14 protein-coding genes and 1 pseudogene are annotated in these 15,601 nt (G+C 51.9%); 9 read left to right on the forward strand and 6 right to left on the reverse strand.

Features of this window, described 5'->3' with window-relative positions; all coding sequences use genetic code 11:
* The first annotated feature begins 59 nt into the window (after positions 1-59).
* The 5 genes from yebS (at position 60) to FCN80_RS27355 (ending at position 6,102) form a co-directional block, all read left to right on the forward strand.
* Entirely contained in the window at positions 60-1,310 is a 1,251-nt protein-coding gene (gene yebS / locus FCN80_RS03425; protein ID WP_136988486.1) for a membrane integrity lipid transport subunit YebS, read from the forward strand.
* Positions 1,282-3,906 carry a PqiB family protein gene (locus tag FCN80_RS03430; RefSeq protein ID WP_136988487.1) on the forward strand — a complete coding sequence of 875 codons (2,625 nt, stop codon included), beginning with the start codon at positions 1,282-1,284 and terminating at the stop codon, positions 3,904-3,906. Before yebS ends, FCN80_RS03430 begins: the two co-directional genes overlap by 29 nt.
* A gap of 364 nt (positions 3,907-4,270) precedes the next feature.
* Positions 4,271-4,759, forward strand: coding sequence for a hypothetical protein (locus tag FCN80_RS03435; protein WP_136988488.1), 489 nt, complete (start codon positions 4,271-4,273; stop codon positions 4,757-4,759).
* Positions 4,760-4,858: 99 nt separating this feature from the next.
* Positions 4,859-5,104: a hypothetical protein gene (locus FCN80_RS03440; protein WP_136988489.1), complete on the forward strand. Its 246-nt coding sequence runs from the start codon at positions 4,859-4,861 to the stop codon at positions 5,102-5,104.
* An 869-nt stretch (positions 5,105-5,973) separates the two neighbouring features.
* Positions 5,974-6,102, forward strand: coding sequence for a YmiA family putative membrane protein (locus tag FCN80_RS27355; RefSeq protein WP_136988490.1), 129 nt, complete (start codon positions 5,974-5,976; stop codon positions 6,100-6,102).
* Positions 6,103-6,208: 106 nt separating this feature from the next.
* Here the strand turns inward: FCN80_RS27355 and FCN80_RS03450 are convergent, their stop codons facing one another.
* On the reverse strand, positions 6,209-6,694 hold the full coding sequence (locus tag FCN80_RS03450; RefSeq protein WP_136988491.1) for a hypothetical protein: 486 nt from the start codon (positions 6,692-6,694) through the stop codon (positions 6,209-6,211).
* Positions 6,695-6,959: 265 nt separating this feature from the next.
* On the opposite strand from FCN80_RS03450, the gene pagP reads away from it, so the two are divergent.
* Positions 6,960-7,532, forward strand: a complete 573-nt coding sequence (gene pagP, locus FCN80_RS03455) for a lipid IV(A) palmitoyltransferase PagP (protein WP_136988492.1) — start codon at positions 6,960-6,962, stop codon at positions 7,530-7,532.
* A gap of 67 nt (positions 7,533-7,599) precedes the next feature.
* Here pagP and FCN80_RS03460 read toward each other — a convergent pair whose 3' ends face one another.
* Together FCN80_RS03460 and FCN80_RS03465 are read right to left on the reverse strand one after the other, a co-directional pair.
* Positions 7,600-8,547 carry a 2-hydroxyacid dehydrogenase gene (locus FCN80_RS03460; protein WP_136988493.1) on the reverse strand — a complete coding sequence of 316 codons (948 nt, stop codon included), beginning with the start codon at positions 8,545-8,547 and terminating at the stop codon, positions 7,600-7,602.
* A gap of 398 nt (positions 8,548-8,945) precedes the next feature.
* A complete protein-coding gene (locus tag FCN80_RS03465; RefSeq protein WP_136988494.1) occupies positions 8,946-9,929 on the reverse strand; it encodes a VirK/YbjX family protein in 984 nt (327 codons plus the stop codon).
* Positions 9,930-10,973: 1,044 nt separating this feature from the next.
* On the opposite strand from FCN80_RS03465, the gene FCN80_RS03470 reads away from it, so the two are divergent.
* Entirely contained in the window at positions 10,974-11,243 is a 270-nt protein-coding gene (locus FCN80_RS03470; RefSeq protein ID WP_136988495.1) for a hypothetical protein, read from the forward strand.
* On the forward strand, positions 11,243-11,653 hold the full coding sequence (locus FCN80_RS03475) for a type II toxin-antitoxin system death-on-curing family toxin (protein ID WP_230492461.1): 411 nt from the start codon (positions 11,243-11,245) through the stop codon (positions 11,651-11,653). Before FCN80_RS03470 ends, FCN80_RS03475 begins: the two co-directional genes overlap by 1 nt.
* A gap of 328 nt (positions 11,654-11,981) precedes the next feature.
* On the opposite strand, the pseudogene FCN80_RS03480 reads toward FCN80_RS03475, so the two are convergent.
* Positions 11,982-12,717: pseudogene (locus tag FCN80_RS03480) on the reverse strand (transposase); the annotation flags it as partial.
* A 200-nt stretch (positions 12,718-12,917) separates the two neighbouring features.
* On the opposite strand from FCN80_RS03480, the gene FCN80_RS03485 reads away from it, so the two are divergent.
* Entirely contained in the window at positions 12,918-13,973 is a 1,056-nt protein-coding gene (locus FCN80_RS03485; protein WP_136988497.1) for a phage integrase, read from the forward strand.
* Between the two features lie 303 nt (positions 13,974-14,276).
* Here FCN80_RS03485 and FCN80_RS03490 read toward each other — a convergent pair whose 3' ends face one another.
* Together FCN80_RS03490 and copD are read right to left on the reverse strand one after the other, a co-directional pair.
* The gene (locus FCN80_RS03490; protein ID WP_136988498.1) at positions 14,277-14,642 is read right to left on the reverse strand and encodes a YebY family protein; all 366 of its coding nucleotides are present in this window, start codon (positions 14,640-14,642) and stop codon (positions 14,277-14,279) included.
* A gap of 42 nt (positions 14,643-14,684) precedes the next feature.
* On the reverse strand, positions 14,685-15,569 hold the full coding sequence (gene copD / locus FCN80_RS03495) for a copper homeostasis membrane protein CopD (RefSeq protein WP_136988499.1): 885 nt from the start codon (positions 15,567-15,569) through the stop codon (positions 14,685-14,687).
* Between the last annotated feature and the right edge of the window lie 32 nt (positions 15,570-15,601).

Here is a 15,601-nt window from a genome sequence, read left to right on the forward strand (position 1 = left end):
CCAGCGGGTATGTTTAAGACGACGTGTAAGGCTTGGGTTCGAATAAGACTTTCCGGAATATGAATATTAAGCAAATCCGCTATGCCCTCCCCGAAGGCCGCTATCAACGTTGCGCCCAGTGCGATACTCTGTTTTTGCTGCCGTCCCTGGCGCAAAACCAGGACGCTTTTTGTCCCCGTTGCCGCGCCAGAGTGGCCCACGGCAATGAATGGTCTTTGCGTCGGCTGGCCGCCATGGCGCTCTCCATGCTGGTGCTTATGCCCTTCGCCTACGGCGACCCCCTTATCAGTATCCGTTTGCTGGGCACGTCCATTCACGCCGATCTGCTGCATGGGATCTGGCAAATGGCCGTGCAGGGCGACCCGATTACCGCCAGCATGGTGGCTTTTTGCACCATCGGCGCCCCTTGCACGCTGGTGTTTTCCCTCCTCTATCTGTTTATCTGCCGGCGGCTGGGGCTGAATCCGCGCCCTATCCTGGTAACCCTTAACCGCTTAAAAGAATGGGCGATGCTGGACGTCTATCTGATCGGCCTGGCGGTGGCGGCCATCAAGGTCAAAGATTATGCCGATGTCGATGCCGGCCTGGCGCTGCCGGCTTTTGTCGCGTTGTCGCTGCTCAGTATCCTGACGCTGGTTCGCCTTAATCTTGGTTATTTATGGCAGACGTTTTATCCACAGCCCGCGCCGCCGCCTTTTCGCCTGAATACCGCCGCGCTCAGGGTTTGCCTGGCCTGTAATTTCACCGGCGTGCCGGATAGCCGCGGCCGTTGTCCCCGATGCCATGTTCCGTTGCGCCCCCGGCGGCGCCAAAGTCTGCAAAAGACCTGGGCGGCACTGGTCGCAGCGATAATTCTGCTGGTGCCGGCCAATCTTTTGCCGATATCGATTATTTATGTCAACGGCAACCGTACCGAGAGCACCATCCTGGCCGGTATCGGGCAACTGGCGGCCAATAACATCCCGGTGGCGGCGGTGGTCTTTATCGCCAGTATTCTGGTGCCTTTTCTGAAAATCCTGGTACTGCTGGCCGTGTTGCTGAGCATTCATCTTAAGGCGCGGCACGGATTGAAAACCCGTATCCGTCTGCTGCGCTTCGTCAGTTGGATTGGCCGTTGGTCCATGCTGGATTTGTTCGTCATATCCATCATGATGTCCCTGGTCGATCGCGACCAACTGTTGGCCTTTACTATGGGACCGGCGGCCTTTTATTTCGGCTCGGCCGTCATTTTGACTATTCTCGCTGTCGAGTGGTTGGACAGCCGTTTGATATGGGACGCACATGCCGCAAATGCCGACTACGCCGACTAGCGCGAACATCAGGAATAAACGCCGTATTTCCCCCTTTTGGCTGTTGCCGTTTATCGCCCTGCTCATCGCCGGCTGGCTGGTTTACAGTACCTTGCAAGAGCGAGGCGCCACAGCCACCATCGATTTCATCTCCGCCGACGGTATCGTCGCCGGACGCACGCCGGTGCGGTATCAGGGGGTGGAAGTAGGGACCGTGCAGAATATCAAGCTGAGCGATGATCTGCGCACCATCAAGGTGGAAGTCAGCATCAAGCGGGATATGCGCGACGCATTGCGTACCGGCACCCAGTTCTGGCTGGTCACGCCTAAGGCGTCCCTGGCGGGAATTTCGGGGCTGGACGCGCTGGTCGGCGGCAACTATATCGGCATGATGCCGGGCAAAGGCGAGCCCGAAACCCATTTCACGGCCCTGGAGTCCCAACCCAAATACCGGGTGAATACCGGCGAGTTGTTGATCCACTTGCACGCCCGCGACCTGGGCGCATTGAATACCGGTTCGCTGGTTTATTATCGCAAGATACCGGTGGGTAAAGTCTATGATTACGATATCAACCGGGAACGGGGCGATGTGAATATCGATGTGTTGATCGACCGGCGCTTTACCGATTTGGTCAAAAAGGACAGTCATTTTTGGAATGTGTCCGGTTTCAAGGCCAATGTGGATTTGCATGGCGCCAATATTCAGATGGAAAGCGTGGCGGCGCTGGTCAACGGCGCCATCGCCTTTGATTCGCCCGCCGGCGGTCAGCAGGCCGGTACGGACCAAACCTATCAGCTTTATCCCGATTTGGCGCACAGTCAGCGCGGGGTTATCATCCAATTGGATTTGCCCAGCGCCGATAATCTTAGCGAGGGACATACGCCGCTGCTTTATGCGGGTTTGGAAGTCGGCACGCTGACCAAATTGACATTGGGCGACCATCATCGGGTCATCGGCGAGTTGTCCATCGATCCTTCCATCAAGGACTTGATGCGCAGCGGTACCCGAATTGAAATGATGTCGCCGCGGCTGTCCTTGAGCGACCCCAATCTGAGTTCGCTGCTGACCGGCACAACGCTGAATCTGCTGCCTGGCGGCGGCGAACCGCAACAACACTTTACCGTACAAGACAGTAACCATATGCTGTTGCAGGAACCGGGAGCGCGGGTGGTTACCCTGTTTGCGCCGGAGAGCTACGGCATTGATAGCGGCCAACCCCTGACGCTGTTCGGCATTCAGGTCGGGAAAGTCGTCAGCCGCAGTCTGAAGTCGAACGGCGTCCAGTTTGAAGCGGTGATCACCCCGGAATACGCGGATATCTTGCATAAAGACAGTCAGTTTATCGCCAACAGTCGCGTGAATGTCAAGTTCGGCCTGGACGGCGTACAGATTCAAGGCACCGGCGCCCAGGAATGGCTTGACGGCGGTATCATGATTTTGCCGGGCTCGCAGGGCAAACCGGTCGGGCAGTATCCGCTGTATGCCAATCGGGAACGGGCCGAGCAGGGAGTCGCGGGCGACAAACCCATACCGACGCTCACGTTGAGCGCCGAGAGTTTGCCGGATATCCAGACCGGGTCCGTCGTGCTTTATCGCAAATTCCCGGTCGGCGACATCACCGACGTACGGCCGACCACCCACGATTTCGCGGTCGATGTGTATATCCGCCCGCAGTATCGCAATCTGCTGACGGCAAACAGCATCTTCTGGGCGGAAGGCGGCGCCCGGGTGCAATTGAGCGGTAGCGGCATCTCAGTCCAGGCGTCACCCCTTGACCGCGCGTTGAAAGGCGCCATCAGTTTCGATAATGTCGAGGGCGCCGCCCGCACCGGCGGGCGACGGAAATTATATCCTTCCGAAAATGCGGCGCGGGCGGTGGGCAGCCAAATCCTTCTCCAGACTTTCGACGCCAGCAAGCTGTCGCCGGGTATGCCGATCCGCTATTTAGGCATTGATGTCGGACAGCTCGAAACCCTGAAACTTTCGCCGCAGAACAGCGCCGTGCTGGCCCAGGCGGTGTTGTATCCCGAATACGTCCAGGCTTTCGCCCGCGTCGGCACACAGTTTTCGGTGGTGACGCCGGAGATTTCCGCCGCCGGTATCGAACATTTGGAAACGCTGCTCCAGCCCTATATCAATGTGACGCCGGGCAAAGGCGACGCCACGCATACGTTTGTGCTGCAGCAGGCCACCATCACCGATTCCCGCTACCTGAACGGATTGGATATCGTGGTCGATACCCCGCAAGCCGGCGCTTTGCAAGTGGGCACGCCCGTCTTGTTCCGCGGTATCGAGGTTGGTACGGTAACCGGCATGACGCTGGGGCCGCTGGCCGATCGGGTTTATGTCTCGCTGCGCATCAGCAAACAGTTTCAGCACCTGGTGCGGGATAATTCGGTATTCTGGCTGGCTTCCGGCTATGATTTGAAATTCGGCCTGACCGGCGGGGTGGTTAAAAGCGGGACATTCCAGCAATTCATCCGCGGCGGTATCGCCTTCGCCACGCCGCCGTCCACTCCGTTGGCGCCCCAGGCCCGCCCGGGGAAACATTTTCTGCTAAACAGCGAAGCGCCCAAGGATGAGCGCAGCTGGGGAACGGCGGTGCCGCAACAATAGTCCGGTGGAACGAGGATTTCGCAATCGGCTTAATTTCGTCTACGATGACTGCAATGAAGGGAGAAATCGGACCCGATCAGCAATTAACCGGGGCGAAATGGAATAATGAAAAAAAGTCAGCCCGAAGGCTGACGACTGAAGAAAACAGGATTCATGAAACTGAGGGTTTTAGATAAGTATAGGGGCAATATCGCCGGATGCGACCTATCATTATGATAGTTATCACCGAAGCCGTGCCGCATTATGTAAACCGTTATGTTATCCGACGCGGGTCGTCGCTCCGGTTCAGCCCGTTTCATTCCGCCGGAACCGCTGGGACGCCACTTGCGTTACACGACCTGTTACAGGCTGGAGGAAAACCGGAATGATACGGACCCGGGCAGAACTGGAACACGTGCGCAGGGAATGCCGCAAAATGGTCACCCGACGCGCGGGCCTTTCCGCTGGCGCGGCGGTTATCCCAATCCCGGGCGTCGACATCGGCGCCGATGTTTCGTTATTGATGTCTTTATTACCGGCCATCAATGAGAAATTCGGCTTATCTCCCGAACAGATTGCAACGTTGAACCCCGATCGGAAAAAATACACGTTGCTGGCGATAACCGGCATTGGCAGCCGGGTTATCGGCAGCACCGTCTCCCGTAAGCTGGTTTCAGTTTTGCTGAAACGGGCCGGTGTGAAGATCGCCGCTAAAAGCACCGTGCGCTACGTGCCAATCATCGGCCAGGCGGCCGCGGCGGGATTGAGTTTCAGCGCCATGAAACTTTTAGGCAACGCCCATGTCGACGACTGCTACCAGGTGATCAGCCAGGTATTGGAAGCAGACGATTTGATGGCATCCGTGGCTGTTTGACGTTGGTGTCGGCCGTCCCGACGCAGGGTTAGGTATTTACCCGATTTTCACTTGAAAAATTCTTGCTGGTTTCCCACCCGGCATCTTTGGACAATGCTCGTGTCAGTCGAGCCGTCTATGGGCATTATCGCCACCGGCCGCTATCCCCGGTTATCACGCGACGGTTGCGACGACACAATACCGCGGCTTGTCCGTTTTCCGGCGCCGCCCTATCCCCTTGCCCGACGCCGGGATGACGAAATGATGCCTAAACGAAAATACCTGCTCTGGTTGTTATATGCGGTGATCATCGCCGAGTTAGTCATTCTTACCTTCCATTGGTCGCTGTTTCCCTGGGAGTCATAACCCTTCCGGCAGTAAACGGGACGGTAGTGCTTCCCGACGTCGAATTTTGTTAACATTTGCTCAGTCTATTTTGTGATGGGCATCACAAAATACTTGCTTTTTGTGATGGAGATCGTATTATAACGCCATAGGGTAATTAACAATCAGACAGCAACCATCGTAGAGGTTAGAAATGAAAGCTAAAGTGAAGAGCTTCTTTATCGAATGTTTAAACTCCTATTTCCGGACGTTTGAAAATCTGCCGAAGAACACCCATTTCCCTCTGTGATTGGCTGATCTTCAGCAAAAAGCCGCAAAAGCGGCTTTTTTTGTCGCTGTATTCCGTCCTTGGACGTCGTCGGTCGGGCGTGGTTATGCTTATCCGGGCGCCGTCACTGCCGGGCAACGGTTTTTTACGTTGAGATGACATAAAAATACAAATTTCGGCGCATATTATTAGCTCCATCATTTCTTCTCCTTGCAGAATTATTGTGTCCATACTCTTGCCCGCCATGCGGGCTTTTTTGTGTCCAGAACACGCACTCTGCCTCATTACGGCGGGCCATTAGCATGGGCACCCCCATTGGGAACCGCGATGCCGCCGACAAAACGGCCGATAGCCGTACCATGCGCCCACCTGCCTTCTCGTTGCACAAGCATTCAATGTCCCTGTGCGAAAGTGTCTCTCGTTTCCAATGCATTCCTTTTTCATTGCTGCGAACTGTTTAGGGTCAGCCTTGGCCCTTTTTTTTGCCAAATCATCCCTTAAACGATAAGAGCGCCGCATCTCTTCAGCGAATTCTCCCGCAGCATACCTCGGGGCGGAGGTTAAAGAGATGGAAAGCTTTTGCCGATAAACGCCATGTTATTAACAAAGCAGAGGCATGGATATGGATAACGGCCAGAACACACCGCCCAAGAGAACGCCGGACCTTAAACGTAAGGCCTGGATTGTCGTCTTTCTGTCTTGTGCTGTTTTCTGGTGTATTATTGGGCTTGTGGCATACTGGTTGTGGTGAAAAGGCCGGATGAGGGAATCACGACAGGCCTTGTGCGCGTTAACGACTTTTTCAGAATTTTCCCTAGGTGAATTCCATAAGTCGTAAAGGTCCGTCGCCGCGTTCCTTAATGGAGCAAGCCGTCCCCTGAACCGGTCAAACTGCCATCCGCATCGCCCAGACCGTTCTGCGAACCCGATAAGCCATCGCCGGCACCATCCAGGCCGTCGCCTGAAGTGCCCCAGCTGTCGTTGCCGTCATCCAGGTTATTGTGGGAACTGTACAAACCGTCACTGGAATCACTCGATCCCGCGCCGCTATCCTGATAATCATCCCCCATGCCCACTTCGTTGGCGGTGGATTGACCCGCCATTCCCGAACTGCCGATGGTTTCTGTTTCGCCGGTACCATCCGGGATGGTACTGGTCATTTTACCATTGCTGTACAGCGTATCTTTGCCATCCGCCTCATTGGGGATGCTATTGGACGTGGTGCCATTGTCATAAATACAAAAAGTTCCGCCCAGGCCGTTGGGCTGGCAATCTGCGGCATAAGCCGGTAAGGCCATCGGTAAAGAAAACGCAAACAGTAAAGCGGACGTTATGGTTTTCAAATTCTGTCTCCCCTGCCGTATGATAAGTAACCCCGAGTTGGCTTTATCGCTCAGTCGCCGCCGTGAGGCAATTCCTCATATTAAGCGTATATAGCCTAGCTTGTTGCGAAATTCTTTATCAGATTGTTATCCTATTTTGCAGACGTGCGAGGGCCCTTCATCCCATGAGCTTTTCATGGCAGTGCAAGGAAGGATCATCGAATCTTAAGCGGCTATAATGAAATTATCGCATAAAAAAACCAACAATATTTCTGGATTCCAGGGCATGAGAAAACCATTACCACTCGCTTTTCTTTGGGTATCTGTGATGAGCGGACCGGCCTTAGCCGATACCCCCGATTCCCCCTCAGGCAACGATACTTCCTGGTATCGTCGTTTTCTGAGCAATGTCGAGCAAACCGCGTCGGCACCGCAACATACCGACCTGTACATTCCCGCCATCACCTGGCATAACCGCGCCACCTATGACAGAGAACATATCGATAGGTACAACGAACGTCCTTGGGGTTTGGGCGTCGGGCTGTCTCGATGGGATGAGGAAGATAACTGGCATGGCCTTTATATCATGGCGTTCAAGGACTCTTTCAACAAATGGGAACCCATAGGCGGCTACGCCTGGGAAAAAATCTGGCGTCCGTTTGTCGCTCAGGACGTGAGGCTCGGGCTGGGTTATACGGCGGGCGTGACCATGCGCGACAATTGGCATTATATCCCCATACCGCTCATCTTGCCGCTGGCGTCGGTGGGATATTCGCAGCTCACCTTCCAGATGACCTACATCCCCGGCACGCATAATAACGGTAATGTCTATTTCGCCTGGCTACGATGGCAGTTTTAACGCTCGGCCCTCAATTCACCCCGCGCCGCGCCCACGATGAGATGACCGCCCTGAACAGGCCGCCGCGTCAGGCATGCCGATTCATGATTTCTTCGCCACGCATTAAACGGCGCAGGTTGTCGCAGACGCCCTGAACGTGACCGGCCAAAGAGACATCCGTCACACCGCCGATATGGGGAGTCGCCAGCACATTATAGCGAAACAGCGCATCATTTGGGTCCGGCGGCTCCTGCCAGAATACATCCAGTCCGGCCCCGGCCAAACGGCCGGCGGCCAGCGCCTGTTGCAACGCATCCCTATCGATAAGTCCACCCCGACCCACATTAATAAGAAACCCGCCCGGCCGCATGCGAGCCAAATTCGCCGCGTTGATTAAACCGTGCGTGGCTTCGGTGTCCGGTAAGCTGAGTATGACAAAATCCGCCTGCTCCAGCAGTACCGGCAGATCCTCAAGCGTGCCCAACCACGCCAAATGATGGGCGCGGGCGAAATCCGCCTCGACCCGTTGTTTGATGCCGATAAGCCGCATATCAAAAGCCGCCAACCGTTTGGCCAGCGCTTTACCTATGCCGCCCAATCCCACCAACCCGGCAGTTTTACCTCGCAAACCCAATCCCATTGGGCTGCCCAATTGCGACTTTTGCAGCGCGGCGGGGATTGCGCGGATATTGCGCGCCAGCGCGATCATCATGCCGACCGCCAGTTCGGCCACCGAATCGGCATTACCGGAGCAATCGGAAGGCACATTGGCCACTGCGATCCCCTGTTGGCGGGCCGCCGCCAGATCAACGCCCTCCAGACCGGCGCCGGCCTGCTGTATGAGCCTCAAGCGATCGCTGGTCTTTAATAGCGCGGCATCCAACCTTGTCATGGTGGGAATAACAACATCGAAACCGGCCAGCGAAGGTATCTGGTAATGACCCGCAGCGACGAATTCCACCTCGGGCAACGCTTGCCGAAATTGTGCGAGAATATTGCCCCACGCTTGATCCGGCGCGGCAAACAGCACTCTCATGGCGGCTCCTCGAATTGTCGCGATGCAACGCGACTGATGCAAAATATAGACGTAAAACTTCGCGTTGCATCACGGCGGCGAGGGAACGAATTTGAACCGCCAACGGCGGGCCTCCGGTGAGAGACAGAATGTCTCTCATGCCTCCCCGGGCGCATAGCCGACTCTGTGACTGGAGTGAGCGAGCGCAGCCAACAAAGAGACAACTTGAAGTTTGACAAGTATATGGTGATATTAATTTACTATAAAATGAATTGTAGGCATATAGTAATTCTTAAGCTTGACAATTTGTGGCCAAGATCCTCCACAAGAGACGTCCCGTCTCTCGCCGAAGACACTCTGCCGGCGGCGCACGATCATTCCCAACGATGGCGAGGCTGGCCTGCCGCCGCGACACGAGGCTACGCATCTGCATCTGAAGTGGAGCGCGTTTTGTCATCGCCCCCGAACCGCAATTCAACACTTCCGTTCAGTGCGTCAAGCAGAAGATAACGCCTTTTGTATTCGGCGCGTTTTTTGCTTGGTAGCTCGGACATATCCTTACGCGCAATGCGCAAAGGCAAATCGTATAACGCGTTGGAATGGGACACCGCGCCAATTGACTCCCAGAATTCGTTATAGCTTGCCTTGAAAACCTCCTTTTTTCTGTGACGATAACGCCAGGAGTAAAATACATGCCCGGCATCGCTCACCGCCATAATCCGCTGAATATTCATTTTTGCGGCGACGCATTGCAGGCACTCCAGAAGTAATCGTTTGGGAAACAACCCATGGCAAGACTTGGTGGCCTGTTTGATGACATCATGAGGGGTGGCGCGATTCGCCCCCTGGAAGCCGCCAATGATGATCATATAGCCGCTCTGGCACGGCGTGATGCTGAATGTCAATGCGGCCAATCGAGTGTCATCCATGTACAAGAACAAGTTGGTTTCCCCTTCCCGTTCCGATCGGCCAATCGATCCCATTTTTACCGAAAACGTTTCACCTTCCTTTCCACTGAATAAGCAAACGACGTTGCCGTGCGGGCTTAAGAAAGTATCTCTGATAGTGGGATTCTGAATTTTATCGATAAAGTTATAATGCGCGAACAGTACCGATGCGCGCTGCCGTACCGATAAACCTAAATACAGATAAGGCTTATGAATTTTGTCCGGTAATTTTGTTTGCGCGGCAAAAGCCGTTTTCCAAACCGGATTTATTACGATCTGATTAAGGATTTTCAATGTGATGATAGGGTGGCTTAACGTCCTTAACCCAAATTTTATTCGGAAAAGACGTTCTCGCCATAACTCATCGGGAATAGAGGTCGCACGCAGTAAATCGATAAAAAGGCTTAGGCCCCCTTTATTCTTATTGTGGGACCCATTGGCGAAGATTTGTTCCATACTGCTTACATCCTGACTATAGGAAAAGAGAATTTACCACCTGGTTTATAAACAAATTTACAATGCGCAGACTAAAAGGATAAGTTTTGAAGGATTATTAATTTTCGTTTAAGAATTGTTTAACTTAGTTACCTTACGCCGCTCCCATTGGATACTTTTTCACCTATCAGATTGATGGTGCTGCTTCAAGGCATACCGGCTATTTGTGGATCAGGGAAAAACGACGCCAAGCTGGCCATTCCTCTGGATCTGAAATTGACGGCGGCCGACATCATATTGGGCGACATTGTGGAGGGGTGCCAGGGAATAAGCCTTGTGACTTCCCGCGTTATTCCGATGTTCGTCGTGGCGGCCGGGCCCGCTGACGGCGGATGGCCTGACACAGGCGTTTTCCGATGTCAGGGACACAAGCGGGATCCCGTTCAGCGCTAACCCGCCCTCTTTTCACGAAATGCGCAGCCTGGCCGGGCGACTTTATGAGTCCAAATAGGGGGTGTAATTCGCGCAAGAATGACTCGAACAGAATAACATGGCCATGACACAAAAATATCTGGATAACCGCGGTTCGGAGTACATTTCAATTGAGACAAAATACAGGTTTTCGGGGAGTTTTTAGGGATTTTCAGGGGAGGCAAAAATACGCAACAAAATCAATAAATACAATAAGTTAAAGATATCATATGAAAAGGCGTCTACAAAATGGCTACTATAAACTATGATGGTGGCCGCCTTGCCTACACTCAACGGCAAATTGGCAAATAGGCGGTCAAATATCGCGGTTAACAGCAGTGAACTGGATAGGCTCCCTTGATGTCACCGTCAATATCTTGGGCTCAGTTGGTTAACACAGCTTAGGCTGAGCTTTGGGTACACGGCGACCATCCCCCTTAGTACGGGATACAGTAGCGTATAACCGCCTTATCATATTGATAATTATATGATTGGTAATGATATGGAGTTATGTTCCAGTACACTACCCCATAGCCGCATTTTCAGTTGATAGGCTGTATGCTATCATTGCGGTATACGATAAAGGAGGTGCCTATGAAATCGATATCCTATGAAGAATTTCAGCAAGACCTTCCCTACTGGCTGGCTTATTTACGCGATGGCGGAGAATTATCCGTCAAGCAGGCAGCGCAGAAAACTGTTAAACCGTCTGCTAATGACGCAAACTCTGGCCGAAGCAAAAACATTGCTCTTTCGTCTAATTCAGTCAGAGTTAGAGACAATAGAAAATTATCGTTTAAGGATGCCCTTGAGACCACAAGAACCCGGCATGCCAATACCATAAAGATCTTGGGTGATAAATAATGGATTTTGATTTCCTGACGCAAGAACAAGTGATTGAAATCCAATTATTAACTCTGCCACAATCAGGTCTACCGGATATCAATAAACTTGCCGGGGCGTTAAACCGCGTCGAAACATTGCATTATTATGAAAATTGCGATGACGTATTTAAATTGGCAGCCATGTATTTAATCGGCATCGCTAAGGCGCATGCGTTTAATGATGCTAATAAAAGAACCGCGTTCCAGGCGACGTCCGTATTTTTATTAATGAACGGCATTGAATTAAATGAATCGCTTTATCTTGTAAAGCTGACCCTTTTTGCTGCCATGGATCAGGCCAATATAGGGGAAACTGCCTTTGCTTTACGTTTGTTATCCAATTACATGAATGAATTATTGAAAGAGAATATTGATAACTATGTTGAGTAATGTTTCATTGATAATATAATTTATTGTATTATGTAATAAATAAAAAATTTCTCAATGATGATATAGCACTATATTTACTCTTATACGTCGACACAATAACCCATAAAAAATAGACATCGTAGTTACGCAACTATTGACAAAATTTATCTTAACCATACTCGATAATATCAATAAATTAAATCGATAACAATGCCATTAGTTATCAGCTTAAAATAGTTATATTTTTTCATCAAAACTTAAACTTTAATAGATCTAGTTTGTAATGCAGAATTTCTTTCTTTTCCGCTGAGTAATAAGCCTGATAAAAGTCAAAACTAAATACCTGTGCCTAATGTCGCTCCACTTTTGTTAGCCCATGCCCATTGCCGGGAAATGGTGACGCCGCTTTCATAAATATTTGTACCTTTCGCAATAATTGCCACATGTATCGATATCGATGATTGCGTGTAATGGTCTCATGGAGTGCCAGCCATAGCAGTTCGATCCGATTGACCCAAGATAAATAAATCGGTTGATAAATAATAATAAATTTCGTGTTCCGTTTCAGCCATTGTTGTGTTTTCTTACTTTTGTGAATGATGTAGTTATCAACGATGACTGTAATACTCTTCGCGCTGCGGTAAGTGCTTTTCAGGTGGTTGAGCATCTGGATAAATAAATCAGAGTTTTTGCGAGTTGCGCTGACGTAATCGACCCGACCGGTTCCGGCATGCAATGCGCCAGCCATGTAATGTTTTTCGTTTTTGCCCGGCGTTGGGAGGAGCCGCCCGACGCCAAACAAGCCCGGCTCCTGGCAACCATTTACGAAGCGTTGCTGGATGCAATGTGGCATTAAATAATCTATTAATTTCAATAGATAACAACTCGCTACTCCAGCGTGAACGAAGATAACCAAAGTCTTGTGGAGAACGTTGAATTAACAGGTTAAGCATTCGCATGATAGCGTTTACTGGCCAGCGTTTTTGACGTCCAGAGGGAAGACTTTTTAACCCCTCGATGCCGAATAAGGTAAACCAGTTAATCCATCGGCCTACCAATGAACGCGCAGCACAAAGGCTCCTGGATCCCCGGTAATATCAACCCCGCCCCACCCCACGCGGAAAACCGACAAGCGGTATTATGGATGTAACCGAATAAAAAGCCTGCAAAAGCAGGTTTTTTTATTGCCAAAAACGCCTATGTTTACCCACAGCCTAAACAAACATTGAATACTGTTTTTATATACAGTAAATTCACGTTTTTGTTTAGACTGTGTTTCTTTTAAATGACCATAAAAAAATTGCCGACCGGGAAATGGATTTGCGACTACTACCCGAATGGCCGGAGCGGCAAGCGGGTTAGGAAGACCTTTACCACCAAAGGCGAAGCCACGGCCTATGAACACTACTTGGTGGAACAGACCAAAGAAAAACCCTGGCTGGGGCAGAAAGAAGACCGGCGCAAGCTGAGTGAATTGATCGATCTTTGGTATAAGCTCCACGGCTGTTCGTTAAACGACAAAAAAGGCCGCCTGGGAAAACTCAATATCATCTGTAATGGCCTGGGCGATCCGATCGCCTCGGCGCTGACCGCCAAAGATTGGGCGCATTACCGCGATCAGCGCCTGGAAGGTTTAATCGATAACGGCTATAGCACCAGTCTTGCCACCCGCAAAGTGTCCACCGGTACGATTAACTGCGAACACGCTTTCATAAGGGCGGTATTCAACGAGCTGAAACGGCTTGGGGAATGGTACCAACCTAACCTGCTGGAGAATATCCGCGAATTCGATCAGTCGGAACGGGAAATGGCCTGGCTGACGCCGGAGCAAATTCAGCGGTTATTAGCCGCCTGCACAACTCATGGCAATCCCGAGCTGACGTTGATAGTGCGCCTTTGCCTTTTCACCGGCGCGCGCTGGAGCGAAGCGGCCAGCCTCAAGGCGTCGCAACTATCGCCCTGTAAAATCACCTTTATTAACACCAAAGGTAAAAAGAATCGCACCGTGCCGCTGGCCCAAGAGATGTATGACCAGTTGATTAAACGGGAAGGTAAATTATTCGCGCCGTGCTATAAGCAATTTTACCGGGTAATCAGGCTGGCGGGCATTGAATTACCTGAAGGACAAATGACCCATGTATTACGCCATACCTTTGCCAGCCACTTTATGATGCGCGGCGGTAACATTATCGTGCTGCAACGTATCCTCGGCCATTCCGATATCCGCATCACCATGCGCTATGCGCATTTCGCGCCTGACCATCTGGAAGACGCGATCCATCTCAACCCGTTGGCCGGTTTCAATGACTACAAAGTGTCTACAGAGCGTCATAATGGGTAGAATACGGTAGAATAGGGTGAGGGTAAGTGACTGATTGCAAAGTAACTGGTTGATTGCACTACCCTTTAAAAAAAGACCGAATACGATTCCTATATTCGGTCCAGGGAAATGGCTCTTTGTTCAGAGCCGTGCGCTAAAAGTTGGCATTAATGTAAGCTGTTTAGCCTTACAAGTGTCAGTATAGGAGTTTATCGCCACTTTTCCACCGGCGCGGCCCCATCAAACGCTCCATTCGTTCACAAAATCATAACTTTGTGATATCAAGCACGCTTATAGTTATTAACATTGTAAACTATCAATCGGCTAACTATCCGTGCGGCCAGCCTGTGGGGTATCGCAAAGCCGCAAAGCACGTTCGGTGAAAGGCGCGATGCGCATTTTTTTACCTGGACGGGAAGGATCGTTTAGCAGAATATTCTCCACCGGGGCCGCTTTAACCTGTCCGGATTTCATCGCATCCACCGCTTTGTCATTAAGGGGATATTGCACCAACGTATTCATATTCAGCGCGAATACGGAGTGATCCGGCCGGCATAACAATTGGAGCTCTTCCATAGTGAACGCCCATTGTTTGCCATACTGAAATCGGCTTACGGTAACCATTTGCGCGGCGGCGGCCGATTGGGCGAGTAATATTGTCGCCGCGGCGAATAAAGGCAAAATTTTCATAGCACAACTCATTCCCTCATCAATAGGGCGCCAGTGGGCGCCTCAAGGCTCGAAGGTCGCGAAAACGCTGACAATTAATAATACCACCGCACCCAATATCAACTCTGCCGCCGTCAGTATGGCCAGGTAATGGACGCCGCGCGGATGATGACGGGCCATCGCCGGCACTACCCGGTAACGGTTGACGATAGCCAGAATAACCATGACGCCGACCAGCGCCACCTTAACGGACAACAGCCAATGATAGGCATTGGTGAAACCAGGCAGCCACCGGCCCGAAATAAGACGGACATTAAGCCAACCGGATAAAATCACCACCGCCACCGCCACATGCGCGCTACGGGAAAAACGGATCAAGGCCGAAATGGCCTCCGGCCGGTCGGCCTGACGCAGCAAAGGCAGGCAACATAATAAAGGCGCCAGGCTCCCCACCCACCAGGCGGCGGAGAACAGATGGAGTATTTGATTGCCCCGCTGCAACACGCCACGTAAGCCGTCGGACATCGCGGCGTGGCCGGTAAGGGAGTAGGTTATCAGCAATCCGGCCGCCGCCAGCAACATCCCGCGTTGCCACTGGGCCGATTGCGGCGGGCCGGCGGCGATGATGACAGCCGCCAGCGCGATAATCCCATGCCAAAGCCACACCGATCCGAAGACGGTATGCAACATCGCCAGCCAGATCGCCGGGCGAATGACATCGCCCCATCCCTCGCCCATCTGACCGCTTTGCGCGAGGAATATCAGTATGGCGGTCAGAAAAACCCACCAAACCAGGATTCCGACGGCACGCGCAAACAGGGCGCGCAAACGCGGCCGCAATGTGGCCGGCGCGAAATATTCGCCAAACAGCAGTATGCCGAACAGTTGCATTAGCGCCGCAATATGGACGAAACGGCCAACCGAGAAAAAGGCCGCCAAGGTCAACATTTTTCCAAGGCTATGGCCTTGATCCTTTGTGT

The sequence above is a fragment of the Martelella alba genome (assembly GCF_005217455.1).
Classification (GTDB): domain Bacteria; phylum Pseudomonadota; class Gammaproteobacteria; order Enterobacterales; family Enterobacteriaceae; genus Acerihabitans.

What these genes read in the sequence shown, in the direction of transcription:
- FCN80_RS03465 (WP_136988494.1), bottom strand. Translation starts at nt 9,929, where the DNA reads ATGGAACAAATCTTCGCCAATGGGTCCCACAATAAGAATAAAGGGGGC.
- FCN80_RS03470 (WP_136988495.1), top strand. Translation starts at nt 10,974, where the DNA reads ATGAAATCGATATCCTATGAAGAATTTCAGCAAGACCTTCCCTACTGG.
- FCN80_RS03475 (WP_230492461.1), top strand. Translation starts at nt 11,243, where the DNA reads ATGGATTTTGATTTCCTGACGCAAGAACAAGTGATTGAAATCCAATTA.
- yebS (WP_136988486.1), top strand. Translation starts at nt 60, where the DNA reads ATGAATATTAAGCAAATCCGCTATGCCCTCCCCGAAGGCCGCTATCAA.
- FCN80_RS27355 (WP_136988490.1), top strand. Translation starts at nt 5,974, where the DNA reads ATGGATAACGGCCAGAACACACCGCCCAAGAGAACGCCGGACCTTAAA.
- FCN80_RS03485 (WP_136988497.1), top strand. Translation starts at nt 12,918, where the DNA reads ATGACCATAAAAAAATTGCCGACCGGGAAATGGATTTGCGACTACTAC.
- FCN80_RS03460 (WP_136988493.1), bottom strand. Translation starts at nt 8,547, where the DNA reads ATGAGAGTGCTGTTTGCCGCGCCGGATCAAGCGTGGGGCAATATTCTC.
- FCN80_RS03435 (WP_136988488.1), top strand. Translation starts at nt 4,271, where the DNA reads ATGATACGGACCCGGGCAGAACTGGAACACGTGCGCAGGGAATGCCGC.
- pagP (WP_136988492.1), top strand. Translation starts at nt 6,960, where the DNA reads ATGAGAAAACCATTACCACTCGCTTTTCTTTGGGTATCTGTGATGAGC.
- copD (WP_136988499.1), bottom strand. Translation starts at nt 15,569, where the DNA reads ATGTTGACCTTGGCGGCCTTTTTCTCGGTTGGCCGTTTCGTCCATATT.
- FCN80_RS03430 (WP_136988487.1), top strand. Translation starts at nt 1,282, where the DNA reads ATGCCGCAAATGCCGACTACGCCGACTAGCGCGAACATCAGGAATAAA.
- FCN80_RS03490 (WP_136988498.1), bottom strand. Translation starts at nt 14,642, where the DNA reads ATGAAAATTTTGCCTTTATTCGCCGCGGCGACAATATTACTCGCCCAA.